General features: G+C 62.8%; 21 protein-coding genes. 13 read left to right on the plus strand and 8 right to left on the minus strand.

Going from position 1 to position 21,281, the window contains the following annotated elements; all coding sequences use genetic code 11:
* Positions 1–18: 18 nt before the first annotated feature.
* Positions 19–627, plus strand: a complete 609-nt coding sequence (locus CFI11_RS14450; protein WP_130407129.1) for an N-acetyltransferase — start codon at positions 19–21, stop codon at positions 625–627.
* A gap of 60 nt (positions 628–687) precedes the next feature.
* On the opposite strand, the gene hppD is transcribed toward CFI11_RS14450, so the two are convergent.
* Positions 688–1,782 (minus strand): 4-hydroxyphenylpyruvate dioxygenase, encoded by a 1,095-nt coding sequence (gene hppD / locus CFI11_RS14455; protein WP_130407131.1) that lies wholly within the window; start codon positions 1,780–1,782, stop codon positions 688–690.
* A 140-nt stretch (positions 1,783–1,922) separates the two neighbouring features.
* Here hppD and CFI11_RS14460 point away from each other — a divergent pair, with 140 nt between their 5' ends.
* Both CFI11_RS14460 and CFI11_RS14465 read left to right on the plus strand, forming a co-directional pair.
* Positions 1,923–2,378: an Lrp/AsnC family transcriptional regulator gene (locus CFI11_RS14460; RefSeq protein ID WP_130407133.1), complete on the plus strand. Its 456-nt coding sequence runs from the start codon at positions 1,923–1,925 to the stop codon at positions 2,376–2,378.
* Positions 2,379–2,402: 24 nt separating this feature from the next.
* Positions 2,403–4,283, plus strand: coding sequence for a monovalent cation:proton antiporter-2 (CPA2) family protein (locus tag CFI11_RS14465; protein ID WP_130407135.1), 1,881 nt, complete (start codon positions 2,403–2,405; stop codon positions 4,281–4,283).
* On the opposite strand, the gene cobT is transcribed toward CFI11_RS14465, so the two are convergent.
* Entirely contained in the window at positions 4,280–5,293 is a 1,014-nt protein-coding gene (cobT, locus tag CFI11_RS14470; RefSeq protein ID WP_130407137.1) for a nicotinate-nucleotide--dimethylbenzimidazole phosphoribosyltransferase, read from the minus strand. The two genes, CFI11_RS14465 and cobT, sit on opposite strands and share 4 nt — an antisense overlap.
* 82 nt (positions 5,294–5,375) lie before the next feature.
* On the opposite strand from cobT, the gene CFI11_RS14475 reads away from it, so the two are divergent.
* A complete protein-coding gene (locus CFI11_RS14475; protein WP_130407139.1) occupies positions 5,376–6,137 on the plus strand; it encodes an adenosylcobinamide-GDP ribazoletransferase in 762 nt (253 codons plus the stop codon).
* Between the two features lie 47 nt (positions 6,138–6,184).
* On the opposite strand, the gene CFI11_RS14480 is transcribed toward CFI11_RS14475, so the two are convergent.
* The 5 genes from CFI11_RS14480 to CFI11_RS14500 form a co-directional block, all read right to left on the minus strand.
* On the minus strand, positions 6,185–6,694 hold the full coding sequence (locus tag CFI11_RS14480) for a CarD family transcriptional regulator (RefSeq protein WP_130407141.1): 510 nt from the start codon (positions 6,692–6,694) through the stop codon (positions 6,185–6,187).
* Between the two features lie 291 nt (positions 6,695–6,985).
* On the minus strand, positions 6,986–7,324 hold the full coding sequence (gene fdxA, locus CFI11_RS14485; protein WP_130407143.1) for a ferredoxin FdxA: 339 nt from the start codon (positions 7,322–7,324) through the stop codon (positions 6,986–6,988).
* 53 nt (positions 7,325–7,377) lie between these two features.
* A complete protein-coding gene (locus tag CFI11_RS14490) occupies positions 7,378–7,764 on the minus strand; it encodes an RNA-binding S4 domain-containing protein (protein WP_130407145.1) in 387 nt (128 codons plus the stop codon).
* A gap of 4 nt (positions 7,765–7,768) precedes the next feature.
* On the minus strand, positions 7,769–10,717 hold the full coding sequence (locus CFI11_RS14495) for a helicase-related protein (protein ID WP_130407147.1): 2,949 nt from the start codon (positions 10,715–10,717) through the stop codon (positions 7,769–7,771).
* Positions 10,718–10,741: 24 nt separating this feature from the next.
* Positions 10,742–11,323, minus strand: a complete 582-nt coding sequence (locus tag CFI11_RS14500; RefSeq protein WP_130407149.1) for a tetratricopeptide repeat protein — start codon at positions 11,321–11,323, stop codon at positions 10,742–10,744.
* Between the two features lie 71 nt (positions 11,324–11,394).
* Between CFI11_RS14500 and CFI11_RS14505 the strand changes: the two genes are divergently transcribed.
* The 9 genes from CFI11_RS14505 to CFI11_RS14545 all read left to right on the plus strand — a co-directional run bounded on the left by CFI11_RS14505 (position 11,395) and on the right by CFI11_RS14545 (position 20,137).
* Positions 11,395–11,685 carry an SCP2 sterol-binding domain-containing protein gene (locus CFI11_RS14505; protein WP_130407151.1) on the plus strand — a complete coding sequence of 97 codons (291 nt, stop codon included), beginning with the start codon at positions 11,395–11,397 and terminating at the stop codon, positions 11,683–11,685.
* The gene (locus tag CFI11_RS14510) at positions 11,685–12,653 is read left to right on the plus strand and encodes an alpha/beta hydrolase (protein ID WP_174843509.1); all 969 of its coding nucleotides are present in this window, start codon (positions 11,685–11,687) and stop codon (positions 12,651–12,653) included. The genes CFI11_RS14505 and CFI11_RS14510 overlap by 1 nt, the downstream gene beginning before the upstream one ends.
* A gap of 45 nt (positions 12,654–12,698) precedes the next feature.
* Positions 12,699–13,709, plus strand: coding sequence for a ligase-associated DNA damage response exonuclease (locus CFI11_RS14515; RefSeq protein ID WP_130407155.1), 1,011 nt, complete (start codon positions 12,699–12,701; stop codon positions 13,707–13,709).
* Positions 13,709–15,301: an ATP-dependent DNA ligase gene (locus tag CFI11_RS14520; RefSeq protein ID WP_130407157.1), complete on the plus strand. Its 1,593-nt coding sequence runs from the start codon at positions 13,709–13,711 to the stop codon at positions 15,299–15,301. Before CFI11_RS14515 ends, CFI11_RS14520 begins: the two co-directional genes overlap by 1 nt.
* 63 nt (positions 15,302–15,364) lie before the next feature.
* Entirely contained in the window at positions 15,365–16,042 is a 678-nt protein-coding gene (locus CFI11_RS14525) for a hypothetical protein (RefSeq protein WP_130407159.1), read from the plus strand.
* Positions 16,043–16,117: 75 nt separating this feature from the next.
* Positions 16,118–17,938 carry a M3 family oligoendopeptidase gene (locus CFI11_RS14530; protein WP_130407161.1) on the plus strand — a complete coding sequence of 607 codons (1,821 nt, stop codon included), beginning with the start codon at positions 16,118–16,120 and terminating at the stop codon, positions 17,936–17,938.
* A complete protein-coding gene (locus tag CFI11_RS14535) occupies positions 17,935–18,402 on the plus strand; it encodes a hypothetical protein (RefSeq protein ID WP_130407162.1) in 468 nt (155 codons plus the stop codon). The genes CFI11_RS14530 and CFI11_RS14535 overlap by 4 nt, the downstream gene beginning before the upstream one ends.
* A gap of 8 nt (positions 18,403–18,410) precedes the next feature.
* Positions 18,411–18,905 (plus strand): GNAT family N-acetyltransferase, encoded by a 495-nt coding sequence (locus CFI11_RS14540; RefSeq protein WP_130407164.1) that lies wholly within the window; start codon positions 18,411–18,413, stop codon positions 18,903–18,905.
* Between the two features lie 56 nt (positions 18,906–18,961).
* A complete protein-coding gene (locus tag CFI11_RS14545; protein WP_130407166.1) occupies positions 18,962–20,137 on the plus strand; it encodes a dipeptidase in 1,176 nt (391 codons plus the stop codon).
* A 148-nt stretch (positions 20,138–20,285) separates the two neighbouring features.
* Here the strand turns inward: CFI11_RS14545 and rpoH are convergent, their stop codons facing one another.
* Positions 20,286–21,182 carry an RNA polymerase sigma factor RpoH gene (gene rpoH / locus CFI11_RS14550; RefSeq protein ID WP_130407168.1) on the minus strand — a complete coding sequence of 299 codons (897 nt, stop codon included), beginning with the start codon at positions 21,180–21,182 and terminating at the stop codon, positions 20,286–20,288.
* Positions 21,183–21,281 lie beyond the last annotated feature (99 nt).

Below are 21,281 nucleotides of genomic sequence, written 5' to 3' on the forward strand. Positions count from 1 at the left end.
GGCCAAGGACAGTGACAGATGCCAGCACAAACGCCCCCCAGGATCGAAGCGGGCCTGCGCCCCGGTCACAGGCAGCAGGCCGCCCGGGGATACTGGGCCGCGTTCTCGCGCAAACTGCAGTACCCTCTTGGTCCGGAAGAACGGGGGGTGGCCTTCATCGCCCGTGTCCTAGACCCGTCCCATGCCATCAGCGCCGTGTCGGAGACGGGCGCCTTTCTGGGCGTGGCGGGTTTCAAGACAGTGCAAGGCGCCTTCGTGGGCGGAGAGTTTGGTGATCTGAGCGCCGTCTACGGCCCTTTCGGCGCGGCATGGCGCGCCTTGCTGGTCAGCGTTCTGGAGCGGGAGGTGGCGCCTGACACACTGCTCATGGACGGCCTCTTCGTCGAAGAGGCTGGCCGGGGACTTGGGGTTGGAACGGCGCTTTTGTCAGCGGTCGAGGCGCATGCCGGATCAGCAGGGTTAACGCAGGTCCGTCTTGATGTTGTCGATACCAATCCGCGCGCCCGGTCCCTTTACGAACGGCGGGGCTTTCAAGAAACGGCGACCAAGTCGATCTGGCCACTCTCGGGCCTGTTCGGATTTGAGGTTGCAACGACGATGATCAAGAAAATCGGCACGCACGCCTGACTTCTGGGCCATCAAAGGGGGGCGGCATAGACTGCCGCCCCCCCTCCTCCCCGCGCGGCCTTATTCTGCCGCGATCTCTCCGTTTGCGATCTGCTCGCGCTCGATACTTTCGAAGAGGGCTTTGAAATTCCCCTCGCCAAAGCCATCGTCACCCTTGCGCTGGATGAATTCGAAAAAGATCGGTCCGATCACCGTTTTCGAAAAGATCTGGAGCAGAATGCGTGTCTCTCCTCCATCCACCACCCCTTCGCCATCGATCAGGATGCCGTGTTTCTTCATCCGGGCGAGAGGTTCCTGATGTCCGGACACGCGCTCCTGGCTGAGATCGTAGTAGGTGTCCGGCGGCCCCGGCATGAAGGTCAGGCCGCGTTCCGCGATCTCGTCGGTGGCGTCATAGATATCGTATGCGCCCACCGCGATATGCTGGATGCCCTCGCCATTGTATTTCTTGAGATACGACACGATCTGGCCCGTCTCTCCGCGATCCTCGTTGATCGGGATGCGGATCCGGCCACAGGGTGAGGTCAGCGCCCGGCTGTAGAGGCCAGTAAACTTGCCCTCGATGTCAAAAAAGCGAATTTCGCGAAAGTTGAAGAGATCGCCGTAGAACCGGAACCACTTGTCCATATTGCCCTTGAACACGTTATGCGTGAGGTGATCGAGGTAATGAAAGCCAACGCCGCGTGGTTTGGACTGCTCCAGCCATTCGAACTCTTCGTTATAGGGGCTGGTTTCGTAATATTGATCGACGAAATAGAGAAGGGAGCCGCCGATCCCCATGATTGCAGGCACATCCATGGTCTTGTCGTCACCCTCATAGGGCTGAGCGCCTTTGGCGACGGCATGTTCAAACGCATGCTGCGCATCGACCACGCGCCAGGCCATGGATGGTGCGCAAGGGCCATGCTCTGCCACGAAACGATCGGCAAAGCTGCCTTTTTCGGCATTCAGAACGTAGGTGATGTCGCCCTGCTGCCACAATTCGATGTTCTTGTGCTTGTGCCGGGCTGTCTTGGCATACCCCATCCTGGCGAAAAGCACGCGCAATTCATCAGGGTCGGGATGCGCGAATTCGACAAATTCGAAGCCATCCGTTCCGGCTGGATTTTCAACCGTAATCTCGGATTTCGGCGCGGTGTGCGGAAAAGGGCCCATTTCCTCCCTCCTGAATAAGCAAAAACCTGCCGTTAAGATAACCCTTTGGCAGCGCGGTGATTGCGCATTCTTTAAACCTGCGCCTAGGGTCGGTGCGGAAACTGCGCATGAGAGGTAAAAATTGCGAGGAATCCCCGCACATGCTGGATGAGACAGATACGCGCCTGCTGTCGGCCCTTCAAAAGAACGCACACCTGACCGCACAGGAGTTGGGAGATTTGCTGCACCTGTCGCCCAGCCAGGCCGGGCGGCGCAGACAGCGCCTTGAGGCGGACGGATATATCGAAGGATATACGGCCCGCCTGGATGCCTCGCGGCTGGGGCTGACGGTGCAGGGTTTCGTGCAGGTTCACCTGGGCACGCATGGCCCGGATCAGGCCGACAGCTTTGCCCGGCTTATCCGAACACGCTCGGAAATCACCAGTGCGTGGACGATGACCGGGGAGGCAGATTATCTGCTGAGGGTCTATTGTGCCGATCTGCCGGCATTGAATACCTTGATTCATGAGGTCCTTTTGCCCCACCCTGCTGTCGCACGGGTGCAAAGCCAGATTGTTATGGAGCAGTTGAAACGCGACGCGCCATTGCCGACGTGATCTACTGCCGAAGGACTTAATTTCATGGATACCTTCCTGTTCCAGGCCTCCATCTATCTGGCGGCAGCGGTTATTGCTGTGCCGATCGCTGCGCGGCTGGGGCTGGGATCGGTTCTGGGATATCTCGCCGCCGGCATCATCATCGGCCCGGTTCTGGGGCTGGTGGGCTCCGAAACGCAGGATCTTCAGCACTTCGCCGAATTTGGCGTGGTCATGATGCTGTTCATCATCGGGTTGGAACTGGAGCCCCGCGCGCTTTGGAACATGCGCCACCGTCTGATCGGGCTGGGCGGCATGCAGATCGTGATCAGCGCCGCCGCGATCATGGCCGGCGCGATGATGCTGGGTCTGAACTGGTCTGTGGCCCTGGCCATCGGCATGGCGCTCAGCTTGTCCTCGACCGCAATCGTCCTGCAAACCCTGTCCGAGAAGGGCCTGATGCAGACCGGTGGCGGGCGATCGTCCTTTTCCGTTCTTCTGACGCAGGATATCGCGGTCATCCCGTTTCTCGCCCTGCTTCCGCTTTTGGCGATGGGCAGCCTGCCCATGGAAATGTCACAGGACGGCTCCATTCATCTGACCGCCGAGGATGCCCATGGTGGCCATCACAGCATGTCGCTGGTCGAAGGGCTGCCGGGCTGGGGCGTCACGCTGGTCACCGTCTCGGCCATCGCAATTGTCATTCTCGCCGGCATCTATCTGACCCGTCCCGTCTTTCGCTTCATCCATGCCGCACGGCTGCGCGAGATGTATACCGCGCTGGCCCTTTTGATCGTCGTGGGCATCTCTTTCCTGATGATGCTGGTGGGCCTTTCACCTGCGCTTGGAGCCTTTCTGGCCGGTGTCGTTCTTGCCAACAGCGAGTTCCGGCACGAATTGGAAAGCGATCTTGAACCCTTCAAGGGTCTTCTTCTGGGGCTCTTTTTCATCACCGTGGGCGCCGGCATCAATTTCGAAGTGCTCTTCCGCGACCCGTTCGGCCTTCTGGCGCTCGCACTCGGCATTATCGTTCTGAAAGGCCTGATCCTTTACGGCCTCAGCATCGCGTTCAAGCTGCACGGGCGGGACCAGTGGCTTTTCACGCTCTCTCTTGCCCAGGCGGGGGAGTTCGGGTTTGTGCTTGTCTCATTCTCTGTCCAGCAGAACGTCATCCCGGTTGGCATCTCCGAAGTTCTGCTTTTGGTGATCGCGCTTTCGATGCTGATCACGCCGCTTCTGTTCATCATCTACGAAGTCATTTCGCGCCGGATAACGGTGGTCGCACCCGATCACACGCCTGATGAGATCGACGAGCAGGGCCCGGTGATTATTGCCGGCATCGGACGGTTCGGGCAGATCGTGAACCGGCTGGTGCAGGCCAGCGGCTTCAAGACGGTCGTGCTCGACCGGGACATGGAAACGATCCAGTTGATGCGCCGCTTCGGGTTCAAGGGATTTCTGGGCGATCCGACACGGCCGGAATTGCTGCAGGCAGCCGGACTGGAACGGGCGCGGGTTCTTGTCGTTGCCATGGACGACCCAGACTCGGCGCTGCGCCTGGTCAGCTATGCACGGCGCGAACGTCCCGATCTGCACATCGTCGCCCGCGCGCGGGACCGCACGCAGGTCTACAAGCTCTTCAAGGCGGGCGCCGATGACATCGTGCGCGAGATGTTCGACAGCTCGTTGCGCGCGGGGCGCTATGTGCTGGAGAATATCGGGCTGAGCGAATACGAGGCCGCGGAGGCCGAACAGACATTCTATCACCACGACCGCTATACGATCAGGCAACTGGCAGAGGTCTGGCGCGAAGATATTCCGGCCAGCAAGAACCAGGCCTATATCGACCGCGCCAAGGAATTGCAGAAAGAGCTGGAGACAGCGCTTCTCAGCCGCGCAAGCGAGATCGAAAAGAAGTCAGCCTAGCCGTCCGAGACACCCGCCTCCGCAAAGGTCGCCATCCCCGAATGACAGGCGATGGCCGCCTTGAGGACAGGGATCGCCAGCGCCGCGCCCGATCCTTCGCCCAAACGAAGGCCAAGGGACAGCAGCGGGGTCTTGCCCAGCGCTTCTAAAAGCGCGGGATGCGCGCCCTCGGCGCTTTGATGTCCCGCAAGCGCGTGATCCAGCGCACCTTCCTGTGTCTTTTCGAGACAGAGCGCCGCGGCTGAACATATGAACCCGTCCAGAAGAACCGGAACGCGCAAGGTTCGCGCGCGCAGGATCGCGCCCACCATCGCGGCCAGTTCCCGGCCCCCCAGCCGGGCCAGCGCCTCTAGCCCATCGGAAATCTGCGCAATATGCAGGGCAACCCCCTGCGCCACGACGTCCGTCTTCAGGGAGAGGCCCGTATCATCGACACCGGTCCCACGCCCTGTCCAGTCAGAGGCCGCGCCGCCCAGCAGCGCATGACAGATTGCGGCGGCCGAGGTCGTGTTACCGATCCCCATCTCCCCGACAACCAGGAGATCGGTATCGGGGCTCACCGCATCCCATCCGGTGCGCAGCGCGGCGAGGCAATCAGCCTCTGACATGGCGGGGGCAGCGGTAAAATCCGCTGTGGGGCGGTCGAGATCCAGCGCATGCACGTCCATGCGCGCGCCTGCGGCACGGGCAAGCTGGTTGATCGCCGCCCCGCCATGTTCAAAATTCAGCACCATCTGCGCCGTGACCTCTGCCGGGAAGGCCGACACACCCCGTGCGGTCACACCGTGATTGCCCGCAAAAACGATCACCTGTGGTGCGGCAATCTCGGGCCGGTCCGAGCCTCGCCAGCCCGCATACCAGATCGCCAGATCCTCCAGCCGTCCCAGCGCCCCCGGGGGCTTGGTCAATTGGCCATTGCGCGCCTCGGCGCCACCACGGGCGGTTTCGTCAGGTTCCGGAAGATTGCGCAGAAGCGCGCGCACGGCGTCAAAACTGGACAGGTCGGTCATGGCGCATCCTCATTGCATCCTTGGTCGGCTGGGTGTTTAACCCATGAACCGACAGCCACAAGACCCGCAAAGGCCCTCTTTTATGCCCGAAACCGACAAAGGTCTCCTGCGCCTTTGGGATGTTCCCGTCGCCTTTGCCCTGTTAAGCCGACTGCCGGTGCCGCACCCGCCCGATGCAGCATTTGCGCGTCAGGCCCGGGGCGCCTGGGCCTTTCCGCTGGTGGGCATCGTCATCGGAGGTCTCAGCCTGACCGTGGCCAGCCTTGCCATGATGCTGGGCCTTCCGGCCCTGATCGCCGCCGGTTTGGCGCTCGGGACACAGATGGCCCTGACCGGCGCAATGCATGAAGATGGATTGGCCGACACCGTCGACGGGCTTTGGGGTGGCTGGACGGTCGAACGGCGGCTGGAGATCATGAAGGACAGCCATATCGGCACCTATGGCGTGCTTGCCCTGATCCTGTCCTTCGGGCTGCGCTGGGTGACGCTCGCCACCGTTCTGATCACGCTGCCCGCGGGCCTCGTTGTTGCAAGCACGCTGTCGCGGGCTGGGCTGCCTGCGCTGATGACCGCCCTGCCCCAGGCACGCGCATCGGGTCTGTCGCACCGTGTCGGCGTGCCGGGATGGCCTGCCTCGGCCATCGCTCTTGGCCTGGCTTTGTTTTTTGGCTTCTTCACGGCTGGCCTTCTGATCCTGCCAGCGCTGATCCTGACCGGGGCGGCCATGGCGGGCGTGGGGCTTGTCGCCAAGGTCCGTATTGGCGGGCAGACCGGGGATATTCTAGGCGCCGCTCAACAGGTGGGTGAAATTGCCTGCCTGCTGACCCTTCTCGTGCTGGCATAAAAAAGCCGCGCCCTGCGGCGCGGCTTTCTTGTTCAAGTCGACAGCGGTCAGGCGGCGCGCGACATCAGCACGTCATCCACCTGCTTGGCGGCCGAAATCTCGTCTCCACCGCTCACCGCCGCGACCTCGCGGGTCAGACGCTCAAGTGCGGCTTCGTAAAGCTGACGTTCCGAATAGCTCTGCTCGCGCTGATCGTCGGTGCGGTGCAGGTCGCGCACGACCTCCGCGATCGAGATCAGGTCGCCGGAATTGATCTTCTGCTCGTATTCCTGCGCGCGGCGCGACCACATGGCCCGCTTGACCTTGGCCTTGCCTTTCAAGGTCGTCATCGCTTTCGAGATCACATCGGGCGAGCTCAGCGAACGCATCCCGATCTCCGTTGCCTTGGCGGTCGGCACCCGCAGGGTCATCTTGTCCTTTTCAAAAGAAATCACGAACAGTTCCAGCTTGATGCCGGCCACTTCCTGCTCCTCGATCGACACGATCTGACCCACGCCATGCGCCGGATAGACCACGTATTCGTTCGGGCGAAATTCGAGTTTCTTGGACTTGGTCATTCACGTCTTCCTTCGTTGCGGACGCGTCAGGCGACAAAAAGACAGATGCGGGCGACTATTTCATCTCCCGATCATCTGCTTATCTTCTGCGCTGTTCTGTCCCCATCAGCGGCAGCCAAAGGGGGGACAGGTCCTTCGTTGACACCATTTATTGAAGAAGCATATCACAAAATTGCCGCATTCGGAAGCGGACGTAACGGAAACGTTTGAAAAGATCAGAGATTTTAAGATGTTAACCGGTGATTAACATCTTCATCTGAGCTGTCGTGCCAGGCTGACGCGACGAATCGGTCAGCCACCCTCGCCCGCGCCTTCGGAGAAGTATTTCTCCAGCTTCCCGGTCTCGCCATCGCGTTCATCGGCCTCGGGCAGCGGGTCTTTCTTGGTGATGATGACGGGCCACATCTCGGAGTACTTCCGATTGAACTCCACCCACTTGTCCATGTCAGGCTCAGTGTCCGGGCGGATTGCATCGGCAGGACATTCGGGTTCGCAAACACCGCAATCGATGCATTCATCGGGGTGGATCACCAACATGTTCTCGCCCTCATAGAAGCAGTCCACCGGACAGACCTCCACGCAGTCCGTGTATTTACACGCGATGCAATTGTCGGTGACGATATATGTCATTGGCGCTTTTCCAAATCCCCTAGAGCCACGTCTGACTAAAGGACGATTTAGACTCATTCAAGAGACCTGCGTCGAGAAAGATCATATGCGCGCCGGTCCCGTTTCGTCGGGCGTCCCGTTCCGTCAAAGCCCGGCGCTTTGGACGTCTGTTCCGCAGGCCGCTCCGGATCCGGACCAATCTCCGTATAGAGCGTCTGTGCCTCGGGGGCTGGACCGCGCCGCACGCCCAGCGCCTCGATACGGACAACGCGCACCTGACGCGCCTGCGCGAAGGTCAGAACATCCCCGACACACACCGATCGGGCGGGCTTGTCGGTCTTGTCACCGTTGACCCTGACATGTCCTCCGGCCACCTGCCTGGCGGCCAGAGAACGGGTTTTGAAAAAGCGGGCATGCCAGAGCCACTTGTCGAGCCGCAGCTTGACCGGCGCCTCCGTCATCGGATCAGGTCTTGTCCTTCAACCCCATCAGCGCGGCGGCAAAGGGGTTGTCGGGATCGATTTTCTTGTCCTGCTTGGGGGGCCGGGCGGCATATGTCTTCGCCCCGCCCTGCTGCGCACCGCGCCCGCCGGGTTTCTTTCCACGCGGAGGCTTGCCGCCGCTGCTGCGGTCCCGCCGACCGCCACCTTCGGCCTTGTCCTGCGGCTTGCCGCGCCCGCGTTGCCCCTTGGGCCGGTTCTGCTGCTGACGATTGCGCCCCCAGGTAAAGGTGAAAAAGACCTCAATCTCCGGCTCGGCGAGCTTCGCGTCCGGTGCAGTACCTGTCGGCACCTCTTCCGCCGGCGCCTCGGCGATCTCGGCAGGCACCTCCTGTGCGTCCGCGGGCTCTGTTGCAAGCTGCGCCTCGCCGGTGTCGGGCAGCGCTTCGGCGGCGGGTGGCACATCCGCGGGGGGCGGCGTCTCGGCGGGCTCCACGGCCAATCCTTCGGGCGCAGTTTCGGCCTGGTCCATCACCGGTTTATCGGCTGCGCTTTCGGCGGCATTCGGGGCCTCGGGGATCACGGCATCGACCGGCTTGACCTTTGGCCGCTCTCCCCGTTCGGCCCGATAGCCCAGACCGCCCATCAGATCGGCGAATTGCTCCAGCGTCATGCCGGTGATCGACAGCATGTCCGGTTTGGCCTCGAACCCGCCCCGGCTGTCCTCGGCCCGCAGCATGTCGGCCAGCCGCTCCAGCATGTCGATGCGGATCGCCCTCTCTCCCGCCGCGCGGTAGCCGGCCATCGTATCCGCACCGTCCGGCGCGCCCGGCTCGATCGGGATCGTGACCAGACCCGGCGGCGGCGCCTCCGGGAACTCTGCAAGTCCCCGGTCCAGCGACCAAAGAACCAGCCTCAGCCTTGTGGGCGCGGGTTTCAGCAGCGCCGGCATAAAGATCGTGAACTGCCCGAACCGGATGCCATGCTTGCGCAGCGCGCCCCGCGCCTCCTGATCCAGCTCCTTGACCTCCTGGGCGACCGTGGCCCGGGTCAAAACGCCCAGGTTTTCGACCATGCGAAAGGCAAAGCCCCGTGCAAGCCCCGTCAGCGTCTCGTCCTTCTGCATGCCCAGCAAAGGCTCGAAAAGCGCGGCCACCTTGCGGTCGATGAAATGCTGAAGCCTCCGCTGCACCTTTTGCGCGACATCCGCGCCAGCGGCCTCGTCCACAAAGACCTCGACCTGCGGTTTGAGCGGTTCGGGGCCTTTGGTGAGCTTGCCCACCGCGTGTTCGCCCCACATCAGCCCACCTTGTTCGGTAAAGTCGATCTCTGTATCCGGTGCGTTGTAAAAGCGGTCCGCGCGCAAATGAAATTGCGGCGCCAGCGCCTGGAGCGACGCGGCTTTCAGCGCCTTCTCGTCCGCGCCAGCGCTTCCCTTGTCCTGGATAAACCGGAACCCCTCAAGCCGTCCGACGAATTCTCCTTCGACGGTGACCTCACCCTTGTCGTTCACTTCGGCCAACAGGGCCTCCTTCTGTTTGAGCCGGCGCAAAAGCACGGATGTGCGCCGGTCCACAAATCTTTGGGTCAGACGTTCGTGCAGCGCATCCGACACCCTGTCTTCTACAGCGCGGGTTTCGCCGCGCCAATGGCTTTCATCCTGCACCCAGCCTTTGCGCTGCGCGACATACGTCCATGTGCGGATATACGCCAGCCTTTTACTCAGCGCGTCGATATCTCCGTCGGTCCGGTCGATGCGCTTGATCTGCCGGGCGAACCAGTCATTCGGCACCGCACCACTCTCGTGCAGATAGCCAAAGATCGCCTCCAGCAGGCTGGCATGCTCGGCATGACTGATCCCCCGGAAGTCCGGGATGCGGCAGACATCCCACAGCAGCCTGACCGATGGCCCGTCCGAGGCGCGCGCCGCGACCTCCGCCACCTGCGCCAGCGATTTCAGCGCCATCAGGTCATCCGCCTCACGCGCCTTGACCAGATTGTCGAGCTTGGGGCTCTCCTCCAGAGACCGGATCAGCGCGTCGACCGACCCGAAGGTCAGCGCGGCATTGCGCCAGTTGAGCTTTTTGAGCGGCGTGAACCGATGATCCATGATCGCCTGCGCCACACCGTCTTCGAGCGGAGGCGCCTCGCCCGTCACCCCGAACGTGCCGTCCGACATGCCGCGCCCCGCACGACCTGCGATCTGGGCAAGCTCATTGGGCGCCAGAGGCCGCATGCGGCGCCCGTCGAACTTGGTCAGCGCCGAAAAGGCCACATGGTCGATATCGAGGTTCAGACCCATCCCGATGGCATCCGTGGCCACCAGGTAATCCACCTCTCCGTTCTGGTAGAGCGCGACTTGAGCGTTGCGCGTGCGCGGGCTGAGCGCGCCCATCACGACTGCGGCCCCGCCCTTCTGGCGGCGGATCAGTTCGGCAATGGCATAGACGTTATCGACCGAAAAACCGACGATAGCGCTGCGCGGCGGCATGCGGCTGACCTTCTTGGCACCCGCATAGACAAGTTGCGACATCCGCTCGCGCCGGACGAATTGCGCCTCCGGCACCAGTGCGCTGATCGGCCCGCGCATCGTGTCCGAGCCCAAAAACAGCGTCTCGTGCAGGCCGCGCGCGCGCAAAAGACGGTCGGTAAAGACATGGCCCCTCTCCGGGTCCGCGCAAAGCTGGATCTCGTCGACAGCCAGAAAATCGCAGCCCATCCCCTCGGGCATCGCCTCGACCGTGCAGACCCAGTATTGCGTTCGGGGCGGCACGATCCGCTCCTCTCCCGTCACCAGCGCCACGACCGACGGGCCGCGCACGGCCACAATCCGGTCATAGACCTCGCGCGCGAGCAGCCGCAGCGGCAGGCCGATCACCCCCGTACGGTGACCGAGCATCCGTTCGATCGCATATGTGGTTTTGCCTGTATTGGTCGGGCCGAGAACGGCCGCGATCCGGGATGACGATGCCACCTGGGGCCCCTTGCTTGCTGCGCCCTAGAGCGCCTGACCGTCCACCTTGGTTTTCACCCGCTCCACCGCCTGCAATACGTCCTCGTGATGCGGATGTATAGTCAGCGCGCGCTGATAGGCGTCAAAGGCGCGGTCGTAATCCTCGAAGGTTTCGAGGATCGTGCCAAGGCCGAAAATGGCATTGTAATTGTTGGGGTTCAGAAAAAGCGCCCGCTCAAGATCACTCACCGCCGGGCCGTACATTTCCTTTTCGAAGTAAACCGATGCCCTGGCATGCCAGCCTTCGGCAAAGTCGGGCGCGTGATCGGTCAGCGCCGTCAGATGTTCAAGCGCCGCATCCGCATCGCCCACCTCGATGGCATCGCGTCCGCGCCGCAGGAGCAGATCCATGGCCGACGATCCGCTCTTGCGCCAAAGCGCCTGAAGCTGGCGGTCCAGATGCGCCGCTTCGGCCTTGTCGGCGCCCGCCAATCGCTCCAGAAGCTCCGCCTCATCGGTCAGATCGGCGGCAGGTCTTTGCTCTTGCGCGTGTAAAGGTAAGGAAAACGTGACTAACAGCAGAAATGCCGCCACGATAAGTTTGAGAAAGGGTCGCTGAAGGCTCATAACAGCCATGAGTGTAACGCAGCGCGCACGGAAAACCAGAGGGTGCGCGTCAACTAACCGAGAGGGTATTCATGAGCGACATTCTGAGCCAGGCCGTGACCGAGCTGAACTCCAAACTGGAGACGGCCGGTTTCGACAGCACCGCCAAGTTCGACATCGAAGGCGAAGGCAGCATTGTCATGGATGGCGAAGGCGCCCGCGTGTCTGACGATCCCGCCGACGTGACGATGAGCGCGGATGCCGACACCTTCCGGTCGATCCTCGACGGAGATCTGAACCCCACGGCGGCCTTCATGAGCGGCAAGCTCAGCGTGGACGGCGACATGGGCGTGGCCATGAAACTGGCATCGGTGCTGGCGTAATGGCTTTGACCGCGGCCCCTTTTCATGCCGACGTGGCCGAGGGGCCGGGGTCCGGCGCGGCGTATTGGCTGACCACCACCGACGGCGTTCGGGTGCGGGTCGCCTATTGGCCGCTCAAAGACGCGCGGGGGACGCTTTTCCTGTTCCCCGGGCGCACGGAATACGTTGAAAAATATGGCATGATGGCCGCCGAAATGGCCAGGCGCGGCTATGCGATGATGGCCATCGACTGGCGCGGCCAGGGAATTGCCGACCGTCTTCTGCCCGACCGCCGTGTGGGTCATGTGGGCAAGTTTCACGACTACCAGCACGACGTTGCCGCCTTCCTGGACGCAGCGGAAGTGCTGAATGTGCCCAAGCCCTTTCACGTGCTGGGCCATTCCATGGGCGGCGCCATCGGCCTGCGGGCCGTTATGGACGGTCTGCCCGTCAAAAGCTGCGCCTTCACCGGTCCGATGTGGGGCATCCGCATCGCGGGTCTCTTGCGGCCCATCGCGTGGGGGCTTTATTACGCCAGCGGTTGGGCCAATCAGGGCCACCGCCTGCCGCCCACCACACGCTATGAAAACTATGTCATGGCGGAGGAGTTCGAGGGCAACATGCTCACGACCGACCCCGAGATGTATGCGCTGATGCGCCGGCAGATCACCGCCTATCCCGACCTGGCTCTGGGCGGGCCCAGCGTGACATGGGTGGGGGAAGCGCTGCGCGAATGCCAGATCCTCGGCAAGCGCCCGGCGCCCGGTATCCCGGCCCTGACCATCGCGGGCAGCGGCGAGATCATCGTGGATGTCGACAAGATGCGCGATCGGATGAATGCCTGGCCGGACGGGCGCTTCCACCTGCTGGAAGACGCCAATCACGAGGTCCTGATGGAGACGCCCGAGAAGCGGGGCGAGGTATTCGACATGCTCGAAGACCTGTTCGTGAGCGCCGAAAGCGACCGCAGCCGCGCCCAAAGCGCCTGATCCACCGGGCTGGCGCCGGGGCGCGGCCGCGCTATGCTCGCTCCCATGACACGCGATCCGGTCCTCACCTTCACATCCCGCGGCATCTATTGCCCCGCCGGTGATTTCTACATCGACCCCTGGCGCCCGGTGGACCGCGCGCTGATTACGCATGGCCATGCCGATCACGCGCGGCCCGGCCACGCCCGCTATCTCTGCACCGATGCTGCCGCCCCCGTGATGCGCCACCGGCTGGGCGAGATCACGCTGGAAACCATCCCCTACGGCGAAGCCCGCACCATCGGCGGCGCGACCGTCTCGTTTCACCCCGCAGGCCACGTGCCGGGCTCTGCCCAGATCCGGGTCGAGGTGGCGGGCGAGGTCTGGGTCGCCTCGGGCGATTACAAGATGATCGACGACGGACTTTCCACCCCGTTCGAACCCGTCCGCTGCCACAGCTTCATCACCGAAAGCACCTTTGGCCTACCCGTCTTCCGCTGGGCTCCGCAGGCAGAGGTGTCAGAGGCGCTGAACAACTGGTGGCGCAGCAGTATCGCAGACGGCAAGACCCCGATCCTCGGCGCCTATGCCCTCGGCAAGGCCCAGCGCCTTTTGTCGATGCTGGACGCCGGGATCGGCCCGATCCTGACCCATGGCGCCATCGAGAACACCAATGCTGTCCTGCGTGCTCAGGGGGTCGTCCTGCCCGACACCGTGCATGTCACGCCGGAGACCAAGGCCGCTGATCACCCCGGCGCGCTGGTCCTGGCACCACCCTCGGCGCTGTCGGGCACATGGGCGCGGCGCTTCGGCACGCGGTCGTCGGCCTTTGCAAGCGGATGGATGCAATTGCGCGGCGTCCGGCGCCGCAGGGCTGCCGACCGGGGCTTTGTCATCTCCGACCACGCCGATTGGGACGGGCTGAACCGGGCCATCCGCGAGACAGGCGCGGAAAACATATATGTCACGCACGGTTACACTGACATCTTCACACGCTGGTTGAATGATCAGGGCTACAATGCCGCCGTGGTGCCGACCGAATACGAAGGCGAAAGCCTCGACGAACAGGCCGCCTGATGAAGGACTTCGCCGCCCTTTTCACCCGGATCGACCAAAGCACCAAGACCAACGTCAAGGTTGCGGCGCTGGCCGATTACTTCCGCACCGCGCCCGATGACGACAAGCTCTGGACCATCGCGCTGTTCTCCGGCCGTCGCCCCAAACGGGCGGTCACCACGACCAGGCTGCGCGAATGGGCGGCAGAGCGGGCAGGCTATCCCCTCTGGCTCTTTGAGGAAGCCTATCCTATCGTGGGCGATCTGGCCGAGACCATAGCGCTCTTCCTGCCTCCGCCATCGAGCGAAAGTGATCTAGGTTTAACGCATTGGATCATGCAGTTACGCGGCCTTTCTCATCTTTCTGATGAGGAGCGTCAGAAAGAGGTCCTTGCCGCCTGGGATCAACTCGACACCGTGGACCGGTTCCTCTTCAACAAGCTGATCACCGGCGGGTTCCGCATCGGGATCAGCCAGAAACTGATGACCCGCGCCCTCGCTCAGGCCACTGACAAGCCGGAGGCTGAACTCGCCCACCGCCTGATGGGCAACTGGACGCCCGATGACGTCACCTTCCACAGCCTAATCGAGGCCGAGGATGCCGGCGCCGACGCCTCGCGCCCCTATCCCTTCTACCTCGCCTACGGGCTGGAGGACCCGCCCGACAGCCTTGGCGCGCCTCAGGATTGGCGGGCCGAGTGGAAATGGGACGGCATCCGTGGCCAGCTTATCCTGCGCGACAACCAGCATTTCGTCTGGTCGCGGGGAGAAGAGCTAATGACCGACCGCTTCCCCGAACTCGCCCGCGCCCGCGATTTCCTGCCCAACGGCACCGTGATCGACGGAGAGATCGCCGCCTGGGACGGCACAGCCCCCCTGCCGTTCAACGCCCTTCAAAAGCGGATCGGGCGCAAGACCGTGCCCAAAAAACTGCTCACCGAAGCGCCCGTGGCGTTACTCGCCTATGATCTCTTGGAAGCGGACGGCACCGACCAGCGTGACCGCCCCTTCGCCGAGCGCCGCGCGCGGCTCGAAGGCATGTTGGGCGATCTGCCCGCCGACGCGCCCGTCCACCTCTCCCCGCAACTCGCCTTCGATGACTGGGGCGCCCTCGCGGCCATCCGCGAAACCGCGCGGGACGCCAAGGCCGAAGGGCTGATGCTGAAACGCGCGGACAGCCCCTATCTGTCCGGCCGAAAGAAGGGCGATTGGTGGAAATGGAAGCTCGACCCGCTCACCATAGACGCGGTGATGATCTACGCTCAGCAGGGCCATGGTCGCCGCGCAAACCTCTTTACCGATTTCACCTTCGCCGTCTGGCAGGGCAACGATCTGGTCCCCTTCACCAAGGCCTATTCCGGCCTGACCGACGCCGAGTTTCGTAAGATCACCTCCTGGGTCCGCAAGAACACCCTGCAACGCTTTGGCCCCGTCCGGCAGGTCACCCCCGAACATGTGTTCGAAATCGCCTTCGAAGGCATCCACGAAAGCCCCCGCCACAAATCCGGCGTGGCCTTGCGCTTCCCCCGCATGTCGCGCTGGCGCGAGGACAAGCCCGTGCAGGAGGCCAATTCGCTCGACGATCTCAAGGAGATGCTGCGTGTCTACGGTTGACGCCATTGCGCCGCGCCGGAAAGCCCCCATGTCCCTGTTGAACGCGGACCAAGCAGGATCGGCATGACACGCCTCACGGCATATCTCACGGCATTGGCTCTCGCCCTCGGCAGCCTGCTGAGCGATGCCGCCAGCGCCGAAGAGAACCCGCGCACTGGCCTGATGTGGAACCGCACCGGCCTGCCCGCCGTCTTCCCCCTGCAGGTGAAATCCCCGCCCGGACGTAATTACTATCTCACCCTGCGTGATCCCGACACCGACGCGCCCGCCCTCGCCGCCTTCATCGAAGGGGGCCGGTTCTTCCGCGTCCTCGTCCCGCCCGGCACCTTCACCCTGCGCTTTGCCAGCGGCGCGACATGGCTGGGCGAAGACGTACTTTTCGGCCCCGGCGACCGCACGCATATCTTCGATCTGGCCGAACCGCTCACCTTCGAAGTGCGCGGCGTTGCGGTCAAATCGGGCCATATCGTCGACCTCACCAACATGGCCCCCGATACGATGGCGATGGCCCCGGTCACGCCCCAGCGCATCTGCCAGACCTTTCGCAGCGACATCCCCGCCTATCAACTCTCGTTCGAGGCCGGCGGAGAAGACCGCATCTTTCGCCACCTGCGCGGCACCGAAACCGTCACCTGGACCGACCGCCTCCCCCTCCGTCGCGACCCGCTGGAGCGGCTCCAAGACCCGCTCGACAACCCCCTCGTGCTGCGCCGCTCCGACCTGCGCGCCCGGCCCTGCTGAGACCCGGCCCGCAAACCGCTTGTGATGCCCGCCCCCGCGCCCTAAGTGTCTGGGACGTCATAAAGAGGTCCCACCATGCTCCACCTGCCCTTCCCCGTCCGCGATGCCAACGCTGCAGGAGGTGACAAGAACCTCGGCGATTTGCCGGAATGGAACCTCGATGACCTCTATACCGGCGAGGATGCGGCAGAGTTGAAGCGTGACCTTGACTGGCTGGAGGAGGCATGCGCCAGCTTCGCGAAGGACTACGAGGGGAAACTGGCCGATCTCGACGCCAAGGGCCTCCTCGACTGCGTCTTGCGCAACGAAAAGATCAATCAGGTCGCGGGCCGCATCATGTCCTTTGCCGGATTGCGCTATTACCAGGTGACGACCGATGCGGGCCGGGCGAAGTTCATGTCCGACGCGCAGGAGAAGATCACGAACTACACCACGCCGCTGGTCTTCTTCACGCTGGAACTGAACCGGCTGGAGGACGACCACCTCTCCGCCCTTCTGGACGAAAACGCCGATCTGGCCCGCTACAAACCCGTTTTCGACCGCATCCGCGCGATGAAGCCCTATCAACTCTCCGACGAGTTGGAGAAATTCCTCCACGACCTCGGCGTTGTCGGCGACGCGTGGGAGCGGCTCTTTGACGAGACCATCGCCGGGCTCAGCTTTGACGTGAACGGCGAGACGCTGAACATCGAAGGCACGCTGAACTTCCTCACCGACCCCGACCGCACCAAGCGCGAAGCCGCCGCGCGCGAGTTGGCGCAGGTTTTCGAGGCCAACATCAAGACCTTTGCCCGCGTCCACAACACGCAAGCCAAGGAGAAAGAGATCATCGACCGCTGGCGCGGCATGCCCACGCCCCAGACTGGGCGGCACCTGAGCAATCAGGTCGAACCCGAAGTGGTCGAAGCCCTGCGCAGCGCCGTCGTTGCCGCCTACCCCAAGCTGAGCCACCGCTACTACGAGCTCAAGCGCAAATGGCTGGGCCTCGACAAGATGCAGGTCTGGGATCGCAACGCGCCCCTGCCCTTGGAGGACCCTCGCATCGTCGACTGGGCCGAGGCTGAGCGCACGGTGATGGACGCCTACAATGCCTTCGACCCGCGCATGGGCGAATTGGCCCAGCCCTTCTTCAACAAGGGCTGGATCGACGCCGCCGTCAAACCCGGCAAGGCGCCAGGCGCCTTCGCGCATCCCACCGTGACCAACGTGCACCCTTACGTGATGCTCAACTACCTCGGCAAACCGCGCGACGTGATGACGCTGGCGCATGAGCTGGGCCACGGCGTCCATCAGGTTCTGGCGGCAGGCCAGGGCGAGATGCTGTCGTCCACGCCGCTCACGCTGGCCGAAACAGCAAGCGTCTTCGGCGAGATGCTGACCTTCCGCAAGATGCTGGACGCCGCCGAAACCGACGCCCAGCGCAAGGTGCTGCTGGCCGGCAAGGTCGAGGATATGATCAACACGGTCGTCCGCCAGATCGCGTTCTACGACTTCGAGTGCAAACTCCACGATGCCCGCCGGGGCGGCGAACTGACGCCCGACGACATCAACGGCATCTGGATGAGCGTTCAGGGCGAAAGCCTCGGTCCCGCCTTCGAATACATGGACGGGTACGAGACCTTCTGGGCCTACATCCCCCACTTCGTCCACTCGCCCTTCTACGTCTATGCCTATGCCTTCGGCGACGGACTGGTGAACGCGCTCTACTCGGTCTACGCCGAGGGGGATGCCGGATTCGAGGACAAGTATTTCGAGATGCTCAAGGCCGGTGGCTCCAAACACCACAAAGAGCTTCTGGCCCCCTTCGGCCTCGACGCCTCCGACCCGCAATTCTGGGACAAGGGTCTCAGCATGATCTCCGGCTTCATCGACGAGTTGGAGGCGATGGAGGGGTGAAAACGCTCCTCTGGGTCATGGCCTTGATGCTGTCCGCTCAGATCTGCAGCGCCGAAAGCCTCGTCGGCACATGGCGCTGCGAGCTGATTGCATCAACCGACCCGGATTTCATCTCCAACGCAGAAACCGTCACCTATCTGCCGGATGGCTCTCTTCGGACCGAAGTCACGACAGAGTATCAATTCTGGGACGCTCCGATCAGTCTTGCAGCCCGTGCGACCGGAACGTGGGTCTTGGAGAACTCAACCTTGCAGACGGACTATATGTCTCTGGAGATCTTGCGGCTGACCCTCAGCGGAAACGATCACACTGACACACCGCTCGCAGAGAGCATGAAAGACAAGGTATTTGACCTTGATATCGCGCCGGCGACGATCACGTACGACGGATCCGACCGGTTCTATTACGATGACGGAACAGACCGGCAGATGTGCCACCGCATTCCGGAACGCGCCATTTCTTGACCGCTTGTATGCAATTCACCCCGCACCCGATCACTCTCACCCCCCTTTCGCGCAACGATCTGCCACGCGTCTCCCACATCATTGTCGCGCCCGATCAGGTGCGGTTTTCAGGCACCGTGCGAGAAGCGTTCGAGGCGGACGAAGCCGACGTGGACTTCCACGGCGTCTTTGCAGATGACCATGCGGTGGGGTTCTTCAAGATCGACCGACGGTTTCACAAGCGGATGGGCTTTGCCAAGCGGGGCGAGTTGGGCCTGCGCGCCTTCCTGATCGACCTCAGTCAGCAGGGCAAGGGATACGCGACCGCAGCCGTGGCCGCCCTGCCCGCCTACCTGCCCCGGCACTACCCCAAGGCGCCCGCCATTGTATTGACCGTAAATATGATCAACCCGCCCGCGATTGCCTGCTACCGCAAGGGCGGATTTCGCGACACGGGCCAAGTCTATCCGCATGGGCAGGCCGGACCTCAACACGTCATGCGGATGCGCCTTGGCGCGACATAGGCATTGCGCCTCCGCCCACGCCGACTAGCATAGGCTCGGCACGTGGGGAGGCGATCATGCGCACATTCGGCAAATGGCTTGGACGTTTTCTGCTTCTGCTGGCGCTGATTGTTGCGGCCTTTCTCTATTTTGCTCCCGGCTATCTTGAGCGGCAGCGCAACGCAGTCGTCCTGCATGACCCCTACCCGGTCTCGCAAGATGCGCAGGCGCTGCACGACACGCTCACCGTGGGCGACTGGCACGCCGACAGCCTGCTCTGGAACCGCGATCTGACCAAACGCGGCGATTACGGCCATGTCGACCTGCCGCGTCTGATCGAGGGCAACGTGGCGCTGCAGGTTTTCACTGCAGTCACCAAAAGTCCGGCGGGTCAGAATTACGACGAGAACTCTGCCGAGGCGTTCGACAACATCACGCCTCTGGCCATCGGGCAGCTTTGGCCGATCCGCACCTGGGGCAGCCTGCTGGAGCGTGCCGTTTACCAGGCCGAGCGTCTGCACCGCTACGAGGCCCGCGCGCCGGAGATGCTGAAAATCATCCGCAGCCGCGCCGATCTTGACGCGCTGCTGGAGGCGCGCGCGGCGGGTGCCCAGACGGTCGGCGGCATTCTGGGGATCGAGGGCGCCCATCCGCTGGAAGGTGACCTTGCCAATCTCGACCGGCTCATCGACGAAGGCTACCGGCTTGTCGGTCTCCAGCACTTCTTTGACAACGAACTGGGCGGTTCGCTTCATGGCGAAGGCGGGCATGGGCTGACCGACTTTGGCCGCGCCGTCGTGGCAGAGGTGGAGGCGCGCGGGTTGATCCTGGATCTCGCGCATTCCAGCCCGCAGGTGGCCCGCGACGTGGTGGCAATGACAGACATGCCCCTGGTGGTCAGCCATACCGGCCTGCATGGCCATTGCCCGGTCAATCGTAATTTCACCGACGACTTGATGCGGGAGATCGCGGCGACCGGGGGGGTGATCGGCATCGGCTATTGGGCCGAGGTCGCCTGCGACCAGATCGACCCTGCGGGGATCGCCACGATGATCGTCGCCGCCATCGACGCTTTGGGCGAAGACCACGTCTCTCTCGGCTCCGATTTCGACGGCTCGGTCACCACAGCCTTTGACACATCCGAGATCGCCGCGCTCACCCACGCCCTGATGGAGGCCGGTCTGACCGACGCGCGGATCCGCAAGGTCATGGGCGAGAATATGATCCGGGTGCTGCGCCAAACCCTTCGCTAACCGCCGGGAGCGCGGAGGATCGCAAAAGCGACCGGCTCAAAGGTCTATCTGCAGTGCTCAATCGACGCCTGCGCGCTGATCAGGATCCCTGAAAACCAAAACCCCCGCATGGCAGAACATGCGGGGGCCCGAGGGTCCTGGGTTTGGATCAGGCTGTTGCGAGCATACCTTTCTCCCGCGCCAGGTCGCGCATCTTCTTCTGCAGCTTCTCGAAGGCGCGAACCTCGATCTGCCGGATGCGTTCGCGGCTCACATTGTACTGGCCGCTTAGCTCTTCCAGCGTGACGGCCTGCTCGGCCAGCCGGCGCTGGGTCAGAATATCTTTCTCGCGATCGTTAAGCACGTCCAGCGCTTCGGCCAGCAATTCACGGCGCGCATCCATCTCGTCGCGCGCCTCGTAATCGGCGGCCTGGTCGGCGTCTTCGTCCTCCAGCCAGTCCTGCCATTGCATGGCACTGTCGCCTTCGGTGCCTACGGTGGCGTTCAGCGAGGCATCGCCGCCCGACAGGCGCCGGTTCATGCTGATCACCTCATCCTCGGTCACGCCCAGATCGGTCGCAATCTGCTTGACGTTGTCGGGATGCATGTCGCCCTCTTCCAGCGCGCCGATCTTGGCCTTGGCCTTGCGCAGGTTGAAGAACAGCTTTTTCTGGGCCGAGGTCGTTCCGAGTTTCACAAGGCTCCACGAGCGCAGGATATATTCCTGGATCGAGGCCCGGATCCACCACATGGCATAGGTCGCTAGACGGAACCCTTTTTCAGGATCAAACCGCTTCACGGCCTGCATCAGACCAACATTGGCTTCGGAAATCACCTCGGCCTGGGGCAGGCCATAGCCGCGATACCCCATCGCGATCTTCGCCGCGAGGCGCAGGTGGCTTGTGACCATCTTGTGGGCCGCGCCTGTGTCCTCTTTCTCGACCCAGGCCTTGGCCAGCATGTATTCTTCCTCTGGCTCAAGCAGGGGAAACTTGCGAATTTCCTGCATATAGCGGTTCAGACCACCTTCGGGCGTCGGTGCTGGCAGGTTTGCATAATTGGCCATGGTTCTGTCCCTCCCAATGTTTACGGGTTTAACATACCAGATAAGTCGAGAATATACCTATTCAAGAGCATACAGGTTTAACAAATTGTAAAGTGGGGC

The organism is Thalassococcus sp. S3 (assembly GCF_004216475.1).
Classification (GTDB): domain Bacteria; phylum Pseudomonadota; class Alphaproteobacteria; order Rhodobacterales; family Rhodobacteraceae.